The organism is Rhizobium sp. 05L419 (assembly GCF_056397845.1).
The window spans coordinates 1-14,886 of record NZ_JBFTOF010000006.1 but is presented as its reverse complement, the minus strand read 5'-3'; the positions used below and the strand labels follow the sequence as shown (position 1 = coordinate 14,886).

Below are 14,886 nucleotides of genomic sequence, written 5' to 3'. Positions count from 1 at the left end.
CCGTTCCTCCTTTCCCGTTGCTCCGTAAGGGTTTTCAGCCCTTGCGGGCTTGACGTCCTGTTTTCCTCCACGCAATCTCCGCCCGACGTTGCCGCATTTCTGAGGGAGGAAATCGAGTCGACGTGTTCGCAGCCGGAGAGGGAGTGAGCTCCGGCTCTTTTGGAGGAAAGAGCGAAATGACCATTCTTTTATGCGTAATTGCATGCGGTCTGCTCTCGGTGGTTTACGCCATCTGGGCAACCAGATCGGTGCTGGCCGCCGATCAGGGAAATAGCCGCATGCAGGAAATTGCGGGTTATATCCGCGAAGGCGCGCAGGCCTATCTGACGCGTCAGTACAAGACCATTGCCATCGTTGGTATCGTTGTTTTCGTTGCAGCCTGGCTGCTACTCTCCGGCACCGCTGCAATCGGCTTTCTAATCGGCGCGGTTCTGTCCGGCGCTGCCGGCTTTATCGGCATGCATGTCTCTGTTCGCGCCAACGTCCGTACAGCTCAGGCTGCATCGCAAAGCCTTTCGGCCGGGCTCGACATTGCGTTCAAATCAGGTGCGATCACGGGCATGCTGGTGGCCGGTTTGGCTCTTCTTGGCGTATCCATCTACTATTTCGTATTGACTGTCGTCCTTGGTCACGGAGCCGGCTCACGCGAGGTGATCGATTCGCTGGTCGCGCTTGGCTTCGGTGCGTCCCTGATATCGATTTTCGCCCGTCTCGGCGGCGGCATCTTCACCAAGGGTGCGGACGTCGGCGGCGATCTCGTCGGCAAGGTCGAAGCGGGCATTCCCGAAGACGACCCGCGCAACCCTGCGACGATCGCTGACAACGTTGGCGACAATGTCGGCGATTGCGCCGGTATGGCTGCTGACCTTTTCGAAACCTATGCGGTCTCCGTGGTCGCGACCATGGTTCTCGCATCGATCTTCTTTGCCGGAACGCCGATCCTGCAATCGGCGATGCTCTACCCGCTGGCGATCTGCGGCGCCTGCATCATCACCTCGATCATCGGTACTTTCTTCGTCAAGCTCGGCAGCAACGGTTCGATCATGGGCGCGCTCTACAAGGGCCTCATCGTGACCGGCCTTCTGTCGATTGTCGGTCTCGGCGCAGCGACGTCGCTGACGATCGGCTGGGGATCGATCGGCTCGGTTGGCGGTGCAGATATCACCGGGACAAACCTCTTTATGTGCGGATTGGTCGGTCTCATCGTCACGGCGCTTATCGTCGTCATCACCGAGTACTATACCGGCACGAACAAGAGACCGGTCAATTCGATCGCCCAGGCGTCGGTCACCGGCCACGGCACGAACGTGATTCAGGGTCTGGCGGTGTCGCTTGAATCGACCGCATTGCCCGCCATCGTCATCGTTGCGGGCATACTTGCCACCTACCAGCTTGGCGGTCTCTTCGGCACGGGTATTGCGGTGACCGCAATGCTCGGGATTGCCGGTATGATCGTCGCGCTCGATGCTTTCGGTCCCGTGACGGACAATGCCGGTGGTATTGCCGAAATGGCGCATCTTCCGCCGGAAGTTCGCAAATCGACGGACGCGCTCGATGCCGTCGGCAATACCACGAAGGCCGTTACCAAGGGGTATGCGATCGGTTCCGCTGGCCTCGGTGCCCTCGTGCTCTTTGCTGCCTATTCATACGATCTCAAGTATTTCGCGGCGAATGGCGACAAATATCCGTACTTCGCGGACGTTGGCCCGATCTCGTTCGATCTCTCCAATCCTTATGTCGTCGCCGGTCTGCTGTTCGGCGGCCTGATTCCCTATCTGTTCGGTGGCATCGCGATGACTGCAGTCGGCCGTGCAGCGGGTGCGATCGTCGAGGAGGTTCGTCGCCAGTTCAAGGAAAAGCCCGGCATCATGCAGGGTACGGAAAAGCCGGACTACGGCAGGGCCGTGGACCTGCTGACAAAGGCGGCGATCCGGGAGATGATCATCCCGTCGCTTCTGCCGGTGCTGGCGCCGATCGTCGTCTACTTCGGCGTTCTGCTCATATCAGGCTCGAAGGCTTCCGCTTTCGCGGCTCTCGGCGCATCGCTTCTCGGCGTCATCATCAATGGCCTCTTCGTGGCAATCTCCATGACATCGGGCGGCGGCGCGTGGGACAATGCCAAGAAGTCCTTCGAAGACGGTTTCGTCGACAAGAATGGCGTCCGCCACATGAAGGGTTCCGAAGCGCACAAGGCTTCGGTGACAGGCGATACCGTCGGCGATCCCTATAAGGATACTGCCGGCCCCGCCGTCAACCCTGCCATCAAGATCACCAACATCGTTGCGTTGTTGCTGCTCGCAGTTCTGGCCTGATCGTCTCAGGCAGACAATGAAAAACCCGCCGGAGCGATCCGGCGGGTTTTTCTGTGGACACCGAAGTCCTTAACGCAGGCTGGCCGGATTCTGCGGCGACGCTTGCGGGCCGCTGCCCCCGCCGAAGAGGCCCTTTGCCATGTTCGCCGCACTGCCGCCGGAGAGCAACTGCTGGAGGAAGGTGAGATCCTTGCCGCCTGTCGGCGTCACGCGGTTGATCGTGTCGAAGACCTTGCCGTCCTTGAGCGTGTAGTTGGCGCGGCGCGTCACGATGCCGTCCTTGTCGAAATAGATCGCAAGAACACTTTGATCGACCACCTTCAGTTTCTGGAACGCTACGGAGCGCTCGCGCCGCTGCGAGATGTAGTAGAAGACCTCACCGTCGAAGGTTGCCGTGGTGGACGGCGTGCCGAGCGAAAGCAGAACCTGCTCGCGGCTCGACCCCTCGGGAACCAGGTTCAGGGACTGTTCGTCGGCGACGTAGCCACCGTTCAGAACTGTACCTGTTTGGCAGCCGGTCAATCCGGCGGAGGCAATCATGATGGCAATGGCGGCATTGCTGAGGAATTTCTTGTCAGACTTGAAATACCGTTTCTTCAACGACATCTACTCCCTTAAGGTATCGATAGCAGCCATTGGCCCTGCAAATATCGCTGATGCAAAACCTTTGTGGCCTTTCCGGGGTCGGATCGTAGCCACCGCTTCAACACGCTCCGATCAGAGGGCTGTCCCGAAAGCGGCCACCTTGGCATTGCAATTCGCGCCTGCTTCGGTAAACCAGCTTTCGAAATCATGCAACAAGGCCTGACGCAGCTTGGCGCGAAGAATAAGGCCTTTCCGGAAAAAACAATGATCTTCGGGCTCTTTGGCAAGAAAAACAACAATCAAGCAATCGTCGACCGGCAGTATCACGCGTTGACGTCTGCCGCGCGCATGCCTGATTTCTATGAACGATTGAACGTGCCGGACACCGTCATGGGACGGTTCGAGATGCTGTCGGTCGTGATGATCCTGTTCTTCCGCCGTACTCGCGCTTCCGCGACGAGCGGGCAGGAGATCGCACAGGAGATCGTCGATGCGTTCTTTGAGGATATCGATTATTCGATCCGCGAACTGGGCATAGGCGACAACAGCGTCCCCAAGCGGATGAAGAAGCTCGCTGGCATGTTCTATGGCCGGCTGGAAGCCTATTCCAGTGCGATGGATACATCCGATCCCGTCGCCTTGGCGGTGGCTCTCAGTCGGAATGTTCACCCCAAAGCGGTCGATACAGTCGACATGTCCGGGTTGGCGGACTGGATGTTTGCGGCGGAGGCCTATCTTTCGGCCCAATCGGAAGACGTCGTTGCGACAGGGTCGACAACGCTTCCGAAAGTTGCGTGAGGAGATCACAATGAAGAATTCAACAGACGGCGTACCTTTCTCCTATCTCGTCAAGGTTGGCCACATCTCCGCCAATCCTGTCGAGGTGCATCTGGAAGCCGACAAGAGAGAGCTTCAGGCGCTCGCGAAAACCTGGGATGTCCTGTCCGTGGACGAATTCCGGGCCGATCTGCAGATCGCTCGATGGAAGCGCGACGGCATCCGTGTCAAGGGCAGGGTGCAGGCCAAGCTCGTTCAGGCTTGCGTGGTCACCCTGGAGCCCGTCCCGTCTGCGATCGACGAAACGTTCGAGCAGATTTTCGTGCCGGAGAATTCGAAGCTCGCCCGTCGGCCGGCCAACGATGCCGGCGAAATGGTGCTCGACCCCGATGGTCCGGATCTGCCGGAAAGCTTTTCCGGCGACACGATCGATGCCGGCGAAGTCGTCGCAGAATTCGCTGCCCTGGCGATCGATCCCTATCCCCGCAAGGACGGCATAGAGTTTGGAAGTCATATAGAAGACACCAGCGAAAACGATAAGAAGCCATCCGCCTTCGCAGTATTGAAGGACTGGAAAAAGGACTGAAAGCCGTTGGTTATTTGACACAATTCAGTTGTAAGCGACGGGAAAACCGGTATTTTGGCCGAAATTTCACCCCTCGAAGGTGAAAAACAAGGATCAGGGACGCGTGATCAAAATCTCTCTCGACCTCATGGGTGGCGACTTTGGTCCCCAGGTTGTCATCCCCGGTGCCGCCAAGGCACTGGAACGGCATCCGGACATGTCTTTCGTGATGTACGGTTTGAAGGAACAATGCGAGCCGATTCTCAACAGGTTTCCGAAGCTTAAAGAGAAGTCCGTTTTCCATGACTGCGAGCTGGCTGTCCGCATGGACGAGAGGCCGAGCCAGGCGCTCCGCCGTGGCCGTTACGTCTCCACCATGTGGCGCTCGATCGAGGCTGTTAAGACCAGGGAAGCCGATGTTGCCGTTTCGGCTGGCAATACCGGTGCGCTGATGGCGATGGCCAAGTTCTGTCTGCGCACGATGGCTAACATCGAGCGCCCAGCGATCGCTGCAATCTGGCCGACGCTGAAAGGCGAGAGCATCGTGCTCGACGTCGGCGCGACGATCGGCGCGGATTCCCAGCAGTTGATGGACTTCGCGCTCATGGGTGGTGCCATGGCGCGCGCGCTTTTCGATGTTGAGCGCCCGACAATCGGTCTCCTCAACGTCGGTGTCGAAGAGATCAAGGGTCAGGAAGAGGTCAAGGAAGCCGGTCGCCTGCTTCGCGAAGCCAACCTCGACTCGCTGGAGTATTTCGGCTTTGTGGAGGGGAACGATCTCGGCAAGGGAACTGTCGATGTGGTCGTGACCGAGGGCTTTTCCGGAAACATTGCGCTCAAGACGGCTGAAGGCACGGCACGCCAGATCGGCGAGTACCTCCGCGCGGCCATGTCCCGCACGCTGCTTGCCAAAATCGGCTATCTCCTTGCCAAAGGCGCCTTTGACATGCTGCGTGAGAAGATGGACCCGAGCAGGGTCAACGGCGGCGTGTTCCTCGGCCTGAATGGCGTTGTCATCAAGAGCCATGGCGGTGCCAATGCCGAAGGTATCGCGGCCGCCATCGAAGTCGGCTACGATATGGCCAAGAACGGCCTCAATCAGAAAATAGAAAACGATCTGCAAAAATATCATGCCAAGCGGCTGCCCCCGATCGGGCCGGAAGCTGCATGAGCGACGGGGTTTAGTAAATATGATCCGTTCAGTGGTTCGCGGGTTCGGAGCCGCGCTTCCGAAGCGCGTTATGACCAATCGCGACATGGAAGACGTTGTGGACACCTCCGATGAATGGATTGTCCAGCGCACAGGTATTCGTCAGCGCTACGTTGCAGGCGACGACGAGACTACGTCTTCGCTCGGCGAGGCAGCTGCGCGCGCAGCGCTTGAAAACGCGGGCCTGACTGCTGCCGACATCGACATGATCATCTGCGCCACGTCGACCCCGGACAATACCTTCCCGGCAACCGCCGTGGATATCCAGAACCGTCTCGGCATGAGCCATGGCTTTGCCTTTGACGTTCAGGCGGTTTGCAGCGGGTTTGTCTATGCCGTCACGACGGCTGACGCCTACATCCGCGGCGGCTTGGCCAAGCGCGTTCTGGTCATCGGTGCGGAGACCTTTTCGCGCATTCTCGATTGGAATGACCGTACAACCTGCGTGCTCTTCGGCGACGGCGCGGGTGCGATCGTGCTCGAGGCGTCGCAAGGCGAGGGCGCGACGACTGACCGTGGCGTGCTGACGGCGCACCTGCGTTCGGATGGCTCGCACAAAGAGAAGCTCTACGTCGACGGTGGCCCGTCGACCACGGGAACGGTCGGTAAGCTGCGCATGGAGGGCCGCGAAGTCTTCAAGTACGCAGTCGGCATGATTACCGACGTCATTCAGGCGGCTTTCGATGCCACTGGCACGACCGCTGACGATCTGGATTGGCTGGTGCCGCACCAGGCGAACCGGCGCATTATCGATGGCTCGGCGAAGAAGCTGCACATTGAGCCTGAAAAGGTCGTCATTACCGTCGATCTCCACGGCAACACGTCAGCCGCGTCTATCCCGCTTGCGCTTGCAACGGCTGCGGGTGACGGTCGCATCAAGAAGGGCGATCTCGTCATGCTGGAGGCGATGGGCGGCGGCTTCACATGGGGCGCCGTGCTTCTGCGCTGGTAACCGTCTAAAATCGAAAAAACTGACAACGAACAAGAGCTTGACCGTAGGGCGCAAGACAAATACTCTTCGTTTGTTTTCATAAAACTAAACGGATGGGCGGGGAAACCATGACCGGAAAAACAGTCACGCGAGCAGACCTGGCGGAATCGGTTTTTCGCAAGGTCGGTCTGTCCAGAACGGAATCGGCAGAGCTCGTGGAGACTGTAATCGACGAGATCTGTAACGCCATCGTTCGTGGCGAGACCGTCAAGCTCTCCTCTTTTGCGACATTCCAGGTGCGCGACAAGAACGAGCGCATCGGTCGCAACCCGAAGACCGGTGAGGAGGTGCCTATTTCGCCCCGCCGTGTGATGACGTTCAAGGCGTCCAACGTCCTTAAGACTCGGATTTTGAAAGCCCATATGTCCCGCAAGGCTAAGCTCAAGCCTGCAAATCCGGCCGCTTGATCCTGCGGGTCTTGCAAGCCGAGGCTCGCTCCTCCGCAATCCGCGGTCAATTTCTCCCAGCGATTTTTGTGCTTATTCAAGACGTGACTTGAATTCGCGGCCGCAAACCRTTGAAATATGGTGAGTCGCGGCTCAACCACCTCTCGGTGTTGGAGCCCACGCCTTGCCGCCGGACGGCAGGCGCAGTGCGCCTGAAGATCGTGTAGGGAGTAATATGTTGGACAAAAGCCCGGATGCTTTCCGCACCATTAGCGAGGTGGCGGACGACCTAGATCTTCCCCAGCATGTTTTGCGCTTCTGGGAAACGCGGTTCCCGCAGATAAAGCCGATGAAGCGCGGTGGTGGGCGCCGATACTACCGGCCGGAGGACGTTGATCTTCTGAAGGGGATCCGCCATCTGCTCTACGACCACGGCTATACGATCAAGGGCGTGCAGAAGCTCCTGAAGACCAATGGCAACAAATTCGTCATTGCGATCGGCCACGGCGACCTTGCAAGCGTGCAGTCGTTGATGGGCCAGCAGGACGGTGATGCCGCCGAGCCGCGGGTCGGCATGTCCGAGGAGGACCAGGTCGTCGGCCGCGCCAAGCCGCCGATCACCCGCCGCTTCTTCAATTTCGTCGGAGGCGACGAAGAGTCGCCCGAGGTGTCGATCGGCAAGTCGAGCATCGGCAAGGAGGATCGAGCGCTTCTGCAGGAGGCGCTCTATGATCTTCTGGAATGCAAACGCCTGCTGGATCAGGTTCGCTGATCGGGACGTACAGACCAGCGTTGTCATTGTTTAAACCGACCGGCGCCTTCACACCGTGATGTTGGGGGGCTCAGCCTTGAAAATGATGCATAAAAGGAAACGTTCGTGTCCGCTTCCCGTACTGTTGCCGGCAAATCCTATGAGGCCTTTCTGTTCGACATGGATGGGACGCTGCTGAATTCCGTCGCCGTTGTCGAGAGGGTCTGGAGCAGCTGGGCAATACGGCATAGCCTCGAACCTGAGGTTTTCCTGAAGACGATCCACGGCATTCGCGCCGTCGACGTGATCCACCAGTTGGCCTTGCCGGGTGTCGATCCCGTTCACGAGGCAAAGCAGTTGCTGGACGAGGAAATGGAGGACGTAAACGGTATCGTCGAGATCCCCGGTGCGATCTCGTTCCTGAAGAGCCTTCCTCCGGAACGCTGGGCGATCGTGACATCTGCGCCCATTGAACTCGCCAGACGCCGTATGGCCGCGGCGGGCATTCCGATGCCTGCGGTGATGGTCAGCGGAGAGGAGGTCGCTGCCGGCAAGCCAAGCCCGGAATGCTACCTTCTCGGCGCCAGACGTCTTGGCGTCGATCCGACGAAATGCCTKGTTTTCGAAGATGCCGTTGCCGGCATCCTTGCAGGCGAGGCCGCAGGTGCAGATGTCACTGTGATAACCGCAACGCATGCGACGCCATTCGAAACACCGCATTTCTCGTTGCCCGACTACGTGGGCTACCGTGCCGTGACCTTCGAAGACGGGACGGTCGGTCTGGAGCGGTAGCCGCTACTGCTTGCGCGGCAGCGCCTGCTTCTTCATGCGCTCGAAAGACGCCAGCATCTTGGCCTTTACGGAGCCAAGCGTCCCAAGTTCGTGCCCGCAGGTGAAGCAGGTGATGATGTCGCTGTCCAGCGGCTCCGGTCGCTCGAACTTCATTCTGGTGTTCCTGCACTTCGGGCAGGGGATTTCGATCTGCATGTTGGTCAACTCCCTAGTACGAACTCCCCCCTTAGCCAGAAGGCTTCGACTGGGCAAGGGATTTGGCAGGGGATGCGGCCGCCGGAGCGCGAAGGGGTCGAGGCAGTCATGCTCCTCGCCAATGCTCCGGAACATAGAGAGCGGCCGGTGAAATCTGGTGGAGCTTCTTGCGTTGGCGTGCCCTTTTCCACGCCTTTCGCAACTTTTTATTCCGACCACATGATTTTCCGCTTGCACCGAAAATCCCGAAAGACTAACAGGATCAAGCCGTTTTCGGCATGACGGAATGTAGCGCAGTCTGGTAGCGCACTTGACTGGGGGTCAAGGGGTCGTCGGTTCAAATCCGGCCATTCCGATATTTTTCAAGGGCTTACGTTTATAGTGAGTTCACCCTTTAGAGCCAGTTAGTTTTTGAACTAGCTGGCTTTTCGATTCTCATCATCCAAATTGATAGAACCTCGCGGCGAATGCCATCGTCGATGCAGCGAAGCCGACCGCTCGCCATATCGTGGCTGCTCGTAGACTGGCGGGCTTGCCGGCCCAATCGCTAGGGGCGTCGTCGCCGTGGTCGATGGGCTGTGTAGGGAACTCGTTCGCGTCGAGCCGACACGCTCGAAAACCCCTCTAAAAAACGCACGTCAGAAGCATAAAAATTGGATCGTTCCAAAAGATCCTTGCCATTTTATGAGTTTATCCTGGACTATAGAGATCTTACCTACCGCTCGAGATCAAAGGTGGCGCCTATTTTTGCTGAAATAACAACAAATAGGCAGACCCTGATTTTCAGCGGTCGCCACGGCCATCGAAGAAAAGTTGCGAACGGGGAGCTTGACAAATTTGGATCGTTCCAATTATCTAGTTATGGCATTGGCGCAAGCCATGGGAGGAATTCATGGCAAAGGGGCGGATAACCGTCATAGACATAGCGAAGGCCGCAGGCGTGTCGAAATCGACCGTCTCGCTGGTGCTTCAAGGGTCCTCCCTGGTCAATGAGGGAACCCGGTCGAAGGTGAATGCCGTGATGCGCGACCTCGGCTACGTCTATAACCGAGGCGCGGCTAACCTTCGCAAGGCCGGCGCGAATTCGCGCATCGTCGGCGTCGTTGTCAACGATCTGACGAACGGCTTCTTTGCGGAACTTGCGGTCGGTGTCGACATGGTCGTTCAGTCGGCTGGGTTCGTGCAGTTCCTGTCGAATACCAGCGAGAGCATCGACAGACAGCGCGAAGTCATCGCGTCGATGCGAGAGCACGGAATTTCCGGGCTTCTCGTGTCCCCGGCCCGTGCGACCGAAGCCGTCGACTTCAAGCCCCTCATAGCTGCTGGCATTCCGGTCGTCGTCGTGGTCCGTAGCCTGCCGGGCGCAAAGGTCTCGTCCGTTGTCTCTGACAATCGCGCTGGCATCGCCGCCGCGGTGGCGCATCTTGCGTCGCTCGGCCATAGGCGCATTACCTTCCTCGGGGGGTTCCCGGACACCGCTGTCTTCGACGAACGTCTCGACGGCTACCGAACTGGCATGGAAGCCGCAGGCCTGGAATTGGACGAAGAGCTGGTCGTTTCTTCCGCGCCGTCGCGAGCGGGCGGGGCCGAGGCGATCGCCAAGGCGATGCTGCTCGCCGACAGACCGACTGCCACCGTGTGCTTCAATGACGCCGTTGCGTTCGGGGTGTGCGACGGCTTGCGGGCGCGCCGCATGGAGCCAGGCACCGATTTCGCAGTGGTCGGCTTCGACGACGTCATCGAGGCGCAAACTGCCGTTCCGGCGCTTACGACGATCGCCGTCGACCCGCAGGGCATGGGGAGGCGCGCCGCCCAGCTACTCCTGAAGCAGATCAACGCAGGCAAGGCTGAGGCGGAAACGGTAACGACCGGGGTTCGACTGGTGGTTCGCGAAAGCTGCGGAGCTTCCCAGACGGCAACCGCCGACTGCCGACCATCGAGAAGGACCTCTACGAAGCCATGGTAGAGGCCTCTCACCATGCGGTGAGAGGTGAAGGAAAGCAGGCCGCGACCGGCGAGGACGGAATTGGTCGTTCGCAACCGCGCTCGCCGTCAGCAAGGCGGCGCAGACCGGCGAGATCGTAAAAACCGAAACAGGACTCTGAGCAACGCAAATGAGCAAGCATATCACCCCGGCGGAAGCTGCCGCATTGATCCCCGACGGAGCCATTGTGTCGGTATCATCGTCCAGCGGTCTCGGCTGCCCCGACCTCATGCTCAAGGCCATTGGCGCAAGATTCGACAGCACCGGGCACCCGCGTGATATCACGACACTGCATCCGATCGCGGCCGGAGACATGAGCGGCATCAAGGGTGTCGACCACATAGCCAAGAAGGGCCTGCTCAAGTGTATTATCGGGGGGTCGTATCCCTCGGGGCCGTCCAGCGCCGAGCCCCCGTTGATCTGGCAGATGATCACCAACAACGAGATTCCTGCCTACAATATTCCGTCGGGAATCATGTTCGACATCCATCGCGAGGCTGCTGCAAAGCGGCCAGGCGTCCTCACGAAGATCGGGATCGATACGTTCGTTGACCCCGAGAGACAGGGATGCGCGATGAACGAGCTCGGCGCCGAGGCGTCCGTGGTCAAGCGCGTCTACTTCGAGGGCGAAGAATGGCTCTTTTTCCCTGCGATCGTTCCCCAGGTTACGATCATCCGCGCAACGACTGCGGACGAGCGCGGCAATCTCACATACGAGCACGAAGGCGCGTATCTCGGTGGCCTGGATCAGGCGCTCGCAGCGCGCAACAACGGCGGGATCGTTATCGCCCAGGTCAAGCGCATCACGAAGGAAGGCTCGCTCAAGCCGCACGACGTTCGCGTGCCGGGAATGCTGGTCGACTACGTCATCGTCGATCCGGACCAGAAGCAGACCACCCAAACGCTCTACGACCCAGCGATCTCAGGCGAAGTCTTCCGCCCGCTTGGCACGTTTCGCGTTCCGGACTTCAACATCCAGAAAGTCATTGCGCGTCGTGTCGCCCAGGAACTCCAGGCAGGAAGCTGCGTCAACCTCGGCTTCGGGATCTCGGCGAACGTCCCGCGCATTCTGCTTGAGGAAGGCTTGCACGGTTCGGTCACCTGGGTGATCGAGCAGGGAGCCGTCGGCGGCGTACCGCTTCTCGATTTCGCCTTCGGCTGCGCCTCGAACGCAGATGCCTATATGCCGTCTCCTTACCAGTTCACATATTTCCAGGGCGCAGGGTTCGACGCATCGCTTCTGTCCTTCCTCGAAATCGGTAGGGATGGCTCGGTGAACGTCTCCAAGCTGTCATTCCGGCCCCATGTGACCGCCGGTGCCGGCGGTTTCGTCGATATCACTGCTCGGGCGAAGAAGATCGTCTTTTCTGGAATGTTCAACGCGGGAGCCAAGCTCGCGATCGCCGATGCAAAGCTTGTCATCGACAACGAAGGCAAGCTCAAGAAGCTGGTCAACGAGGTCGAGCACGTAACCTTCTCCGGAAAGCGAGCCATCGAGCAAGGTCAGGACATCACCTATGTCACCGAGCGGTGCGTGATGAAGCTGACGCCGTCCGGCGTCGTGCTGACCGAAATCGCTCCAGGCGTAGACCTGCAGGCCCACATCCTCGATCAGTCGGAATTCCCGCTTATCGTCGCAGAGGACCTGAAGGTCATGGACGCGAACCTCTTCTGCGAGGCCACTATCGGCCTCGACCTACCGAAGAAGAGCACGCGCGTTCTGGAGGGCACCTTCAATGGCTAGCGGTACCGTAAGCATACGGATCGAAGATCACGTGGCGATCATGACGGTTTCTCGTCCCGAGAAGCTCAATGCGCTCGACCTCGAAATGCTGAAGGCATTGTCGGACGCAGCAGACGAAGTAGAGTCGAATGCCGAGGTGCGTGCGGCGATCCTTACCGGCGAAGGCAAGGGTTTCTCCGCTGGCGGCGACATCAAGGCCTGGGGCGGTATGCCGCCTCAGGAGTTCGGTCATGCGTGGGTTCGCCACGGGCACCGCGTCTTCGAGCGCCTTGCGACACTGAGGGTTCCGTTGATCGCAGCCCTCAACGGCCATGCGCTTGGCGGCGGACTCGAGCTTGCAGGGGTTGCAGACATCCGCATTGCAGAAGAGCACATCAAGATTGGACTGCCGGAAACCGGCCTGGGCATGGTGCCCGGTTGGTCCGGAACTCAACGCCTCGTGAAGCGCTTCGGCGCGCAAGTCGTGCGTCGCATGGCCCTTGGCGGAGAGATTTTCACGGCAGAGGAAGCCCGGCTGCTCGGCGTCGTGGATGCGGTCACATCGACTGGAGGAGTTGTCGAGGCGGCGAAGCAATACGCCCAGCGTGTTGCGACGCGTGGGCCGGCCGCGCTCGAAATCGTGAAGCTGATGATTGCGTCGGCAAGCGGCGAGGACAACGGCACGGCCGTGGAGGCTCTCGGGTCGATCCTCGCGGCGAAGACCGGCGACCTCAAGGAAGGCGTCGCCTCGTTTAGCGAGAAGCGCCCAGCAAAGTTCAAGGGAGAATGGTAATGACGGTGCTGGTGAATCCGAAGGTCCTGAGCGACCACAAGGCCCGCGACTTCAAAATGCTCATCGACGGCAATTGGGAGTCCGGAGCTTCGCAACCGATCGAACGCATCGCTCCGAGCCATGGCGTTGTGGTGAGCCGATTTGCGACCGGCACAAAGGCAGACGCCGAGCGCGCGATCGCTGCCGCGCGCAAGGCCTTCGACCAAGGACCGTGGCCGAGGATGACGGCCTCCGAGCGCTCTGCGATCCTGCTCAAGGCCGCAGATTTGATCGCTGCCCGGTCGGAAGAGCTTGCGTTCCTGGACGCCATCGAAGCCGGAAAGCCCATCTCCCAGGTACGTGGCGAGATTGCCGGGTCGGTCGACATCTGGCGGTACGCGGCAGCACTTGCCCGTGACCTCCATGGCGAAAGCTACAACACGCTGGGCGACAGCACTCTTGGCGTTGTTCTGCGAGAAGCCATCGGCGTCGTCTCCATCATCACGCCCTGGAACTTCCCCTTCCTGATCGTCGGCCAGAAGCTTCCCTTCGCCCTGGCAGCAGGTTGCACGACGGTCGTGAAGCCATCGGAGCTGACGTCCGGATCGACCGTAGTACTGGGCGAGATTCTTCAGGAGGCAGGCGTTCCGGAAGGCGTCGTGAACATCGTCACGGGCACGGGTCCTGAAGTGGGAGCTGTCATGACTTCCCATCCCGAAGTCGACATGGTCTCGTTCACCGGATCGACGGGCGTCGGCAAGCTCACCATGTCGAATGCTGCGCAGACGCTGAAGAAGGTCTCGTTGGAACTCGGTGGCAAGAACCCTCAGATCGTCTTCCCGGACGCAGACCTTGATGCATTCATCGACGCTGCCGTGTTCGGCGCATACTTCAATGCGGGTGAATGCTGCAACGCCGGCTCCCGCCTCATCCTTCACAAGGACATAGCTTCGGATGTCGTCGGGCGGATCGCGGAGCTTGCCAAGCGCGTTAAGGTCGGCGACCCCCTCGACCCGTCGACGCAGGTCGGCGCAATTATCACGCCGCAGCACCTTGAGAAGATTGCCGGCTATGTCGAAGGTGCCAAGAGCAACGGCGCCCGGATCGCATATGGAGGCGAGAAGCTCGATCTCGGTATGGGTCAGTTCATGTCGCCGACGATCCTCGAAGGGGTCACTCCCGGCATGGCCGTGGCGCGTGAAGAGGTTTTCGGGCCGGTTCTTTCCGTTCTGACATTCGAGACGACGGCCGGAGCGATCGAGATCGCGAACTCCATCGACTACGGCCTTTCCGCTGGCGTCTGGAGCAGGGACTTTGACACCTGCTTGACGATCGGCCGCAGGGTGCGCGCAGGAACCGTGTGGATGAACACCTTTATGGATGGCGCCTCGGAACTTCCGTTCGGTGGCTACAAGCAGAGCGGCCTCGGCCGGGAGCTCGGCCGCCATGCGGTTGAAGACTACACAGAGACGAAGACGCTCAACATGCACATTGGCGGCCGCACGAACTGGTGGATGCCGCAGACGGAAAAGCTGGCTTAGCCGGCGCGACGAACTACGCCCGCGCGAGGGCGGGGTGATTGGAACGGAAATGGGTTCCGTTCTTTAAACTTGCAACTGGGAGAGGTTTGGCATGCGCAAGTTTCTGACGACGACTGCATTGGTGGCATTGGCGATGGGCGCCTTGGGAGGACTAGCGCGCGCGGATGATGTGAAGGAAGTCCAGATGCTCCATTGGTGGACGTCTGGGGGTGAGGCGGCGGCCCTCAACGTGCTGAAGGGCGATCTGGCCAAGGAAGGTTATGCCTGGAAGGACGTGCCGGTCGCCGGCGGCGGCGGCGATG

14 protein-coding genes, 1 tRNA gene and 1 pseudogene are annotated in these 14,886 nt (G+C 59.6%); 14 read left to right on the top strand and 2 right to left on the bottom strand.

The window, feature by feature from the left end; genetic code table 11:
* The first annotated feature begins 176 nt into the window (after positions 1-176).
* Complete coding sequence (locus AC1DMK_RS09595) at positions 177-2,312, top strand: sodium-translocating pyrophosphatase (RefSeq protein ID WP_477858620.1); 2,136 nt, start codon at positions 177-179, stop codon at positions 2,310-2,312.
* 69 nt (positions 2,313-2,381) lie between these two features.
* Here the strand turns inward: AC1DMK_RS09595 and AC1DMK_RS09590 are convergent, their stop codons facing one another.
* On the bottom strand, positions 2,382-2,918 hold the full coding sequence (locus tag AC1DMK_RS09590) for an outer membrane protein assembly factor BamE (protein ID WP_037063699.1): 537 nt from the start codon (positions 2,916-2,918) through the stop codon (positions 2,382-2,384).
* 186 nt (positions 2,919-3,104) lie between these two features.
* Between AC1DMK_RS09590 and AC1DMK_RS09585 the strand changes: the two genes are divergently transcribed.
* The 7 genes from AC1DMK_RS09585 (at position 3,105) to AC1DMK_RS09555 (ending at position 8,369) form a co-directional block, all read left to right on the top strand.
* Positions 3,105-3,695, top strand: a complete 591-nt coding sequence (locus AC1DMK_RS09585; protein WP_051974053.1) for a ubiquinol-cytochrome C chaperone family protein — start codon at positions 3,105-3,107, stop codon at positions 3,693-3,695.
* 10 nt (positions 3,696-3,705) lie between these two features.
* Complete coding sequence (locus AC1DMK_RS09580; protein WP_037063696.1) at positions 3,706-4,260, top strand: DUF177 domain-containing protein; 555 nt, start codon at positions 3,706-3,708, stop codon at positions 4,258-4,260.
* A 103-nt stretch (positions 4,261-4,363) separates the two neighbouring features.
* Positions 4,364-5,410: a phosphate acyltransferase PlsX gene (gene plsX / locus AC1DMK_RS09575; RefSeq protein WP_037063970.1), complete on the top strand. Its 1,047-nt coding sequence runs from the start codon at positions 4,364-4,366 to the stop codon at positions 5,408-5,410.
* A gap of 19 nt (positions 5,411-5,429) precedes the next feature.
* Positions 5,430-6,401, top strand: a complete 972-nt coding sequence (locus tag AC1DMK_RS09570; protein WP_477858617.1) for a beta-ketoacyl-ACP synthase III — start codon at positions 5,430-5,432, stop codon at positions 6,399-6,401.
* A gap of 107 nt (positions 6,402-6,508) precedes the next feature.
* Positions 6,509-6,847 carry an integration host factor subunit alpha gene (locus AC1DMK_RS09565; RefSeq protein ID WP_037063690.1) on the top strand — a complete coding sequence of 113 codons (339 nt, stop codon included), beginning with the start codon at positions 6,509-6,511 and terminating at the stop codon, positions 6,845-6,847.
* Between the two features lie 214 nt (positions 6,848-7,061).
* The gene (locus tag AC1DMK_RS09560) at positions 7,062-7,598 is read left to right on the top strand and encodes a MerR family transcriptional regulator (protein WP_037063687.1); all 537 of its coding nucleotides are present in this window, start codon (positions 7,062-7,064) and stop codon (positions 7,596-7,598) included.
* A 105-nt stretch (positions 7,599-7,703) separates the two neighbouring features.
* Positions 7,704-8,369, top strand: a complete 666-nt coding sequence (locus AC1DMK_RS09555) for an HAD family hydrolase (protein WP_477858614.1) — start codon at positions 7,704-7,706, stop codon at positions 8,367-8,369.
* A gap of 3 nt (positions 8,370-8,372) precedes the next feature.
* Here the strand turns inward: AC1DMK_RS09555 and AC1DMK_RS09550 are convergent, their stop codons facing one another.
* The gene (locus tag AC1DMK_RS09550) at positions 8,373-8,522 is read right to left on the bottom strand and encodes a hypothetical protein (protein ID WP_196246768.1); all 150 of its coding nucleotides are present in this window, start codon (positions 8,520-8,522) and stop codon (positions 8,373-8,375) included.
* Positions 8,523-8,846: 324 nt separating this feature from the next.
* On the opposite strand from AC1DMK_RS09550, the gene AC1DMK_RS09545 reads away from it, so the two are divergent.
* The 6 genes and pseudogenes from AC1DMK_RS09545 to AC1DMK_RS09520 all read left to right on the top strand — a co-directional run.
* Positions 8,847-8,920, top strand: a tRNA-Pro gene (locus tag AC1DMK_RS09545).
* Positions 8,921-9,456: 536 nt separating this feature from the next.
* On the top strand, positions 9,457-10,530 hold the full coding sequence (locus tag AC1DMK_RS09540) for a LacI family DNA-binding transcriptional regulator (protein ID WP_477858612.1): 1,074 nt from the start codon (positions 9,457-9,459) through the stop codon (positions 10,528-10,530).
* A gap of 148 nt (positions 10,531-10,678) precedes the next feature.
* On the top strand, positions 10,679-12,292 hold the full coding sequence (locus AC1DMK_RS09535; protein WP_477858610.1) for an acyl CoA:acetate/3-ketoacid CoA transferase: 1,614 nt from the start codon (positions 10,679-10,681) through the stop codon (positions 12,290-12,292).
* Positions 12,285-13,064: an enoyl-CoA hydratase/isomerase family protein gene (locus tag AC1DMK_RS09530; RefSeq protein WP_037063678.1), complete on the top strand. Its 780-nt coding sequence runs from the start codon at positions 12,285-12,287 to the stop codon at positions 13,062-13,064. The genes AC1DMK_RS09535 and AC1DMK_RS09530 overlap by 8 nt, the downstream gene beginning before the upstream one ends.
* Positions 13,064-14,584: an aldehyde dehydrogenase family protein gene (locus AC1DMK_RS09525; RefSeq protein ID WP_477858607.1), complete on the top strand. Its 1,521-nt coding sequence runs from the start codon at positions 13,064-13,066 to the stop codon at positions 14,582-14,584. The genes AC1DMK_RS09530 and AC1DMK_RS09525 overlap by 1 nt, the downstream gene beginning before the upstream one ends.
* Positions 14,585-14,675: 91 nt before the next feature.
* A pseudogene (locus AC1DMK_RS09520) lies at positions 14,676-14,886 on the top strand (sugar ABC transporter substrate-binding protein); the annotation flags it as partial.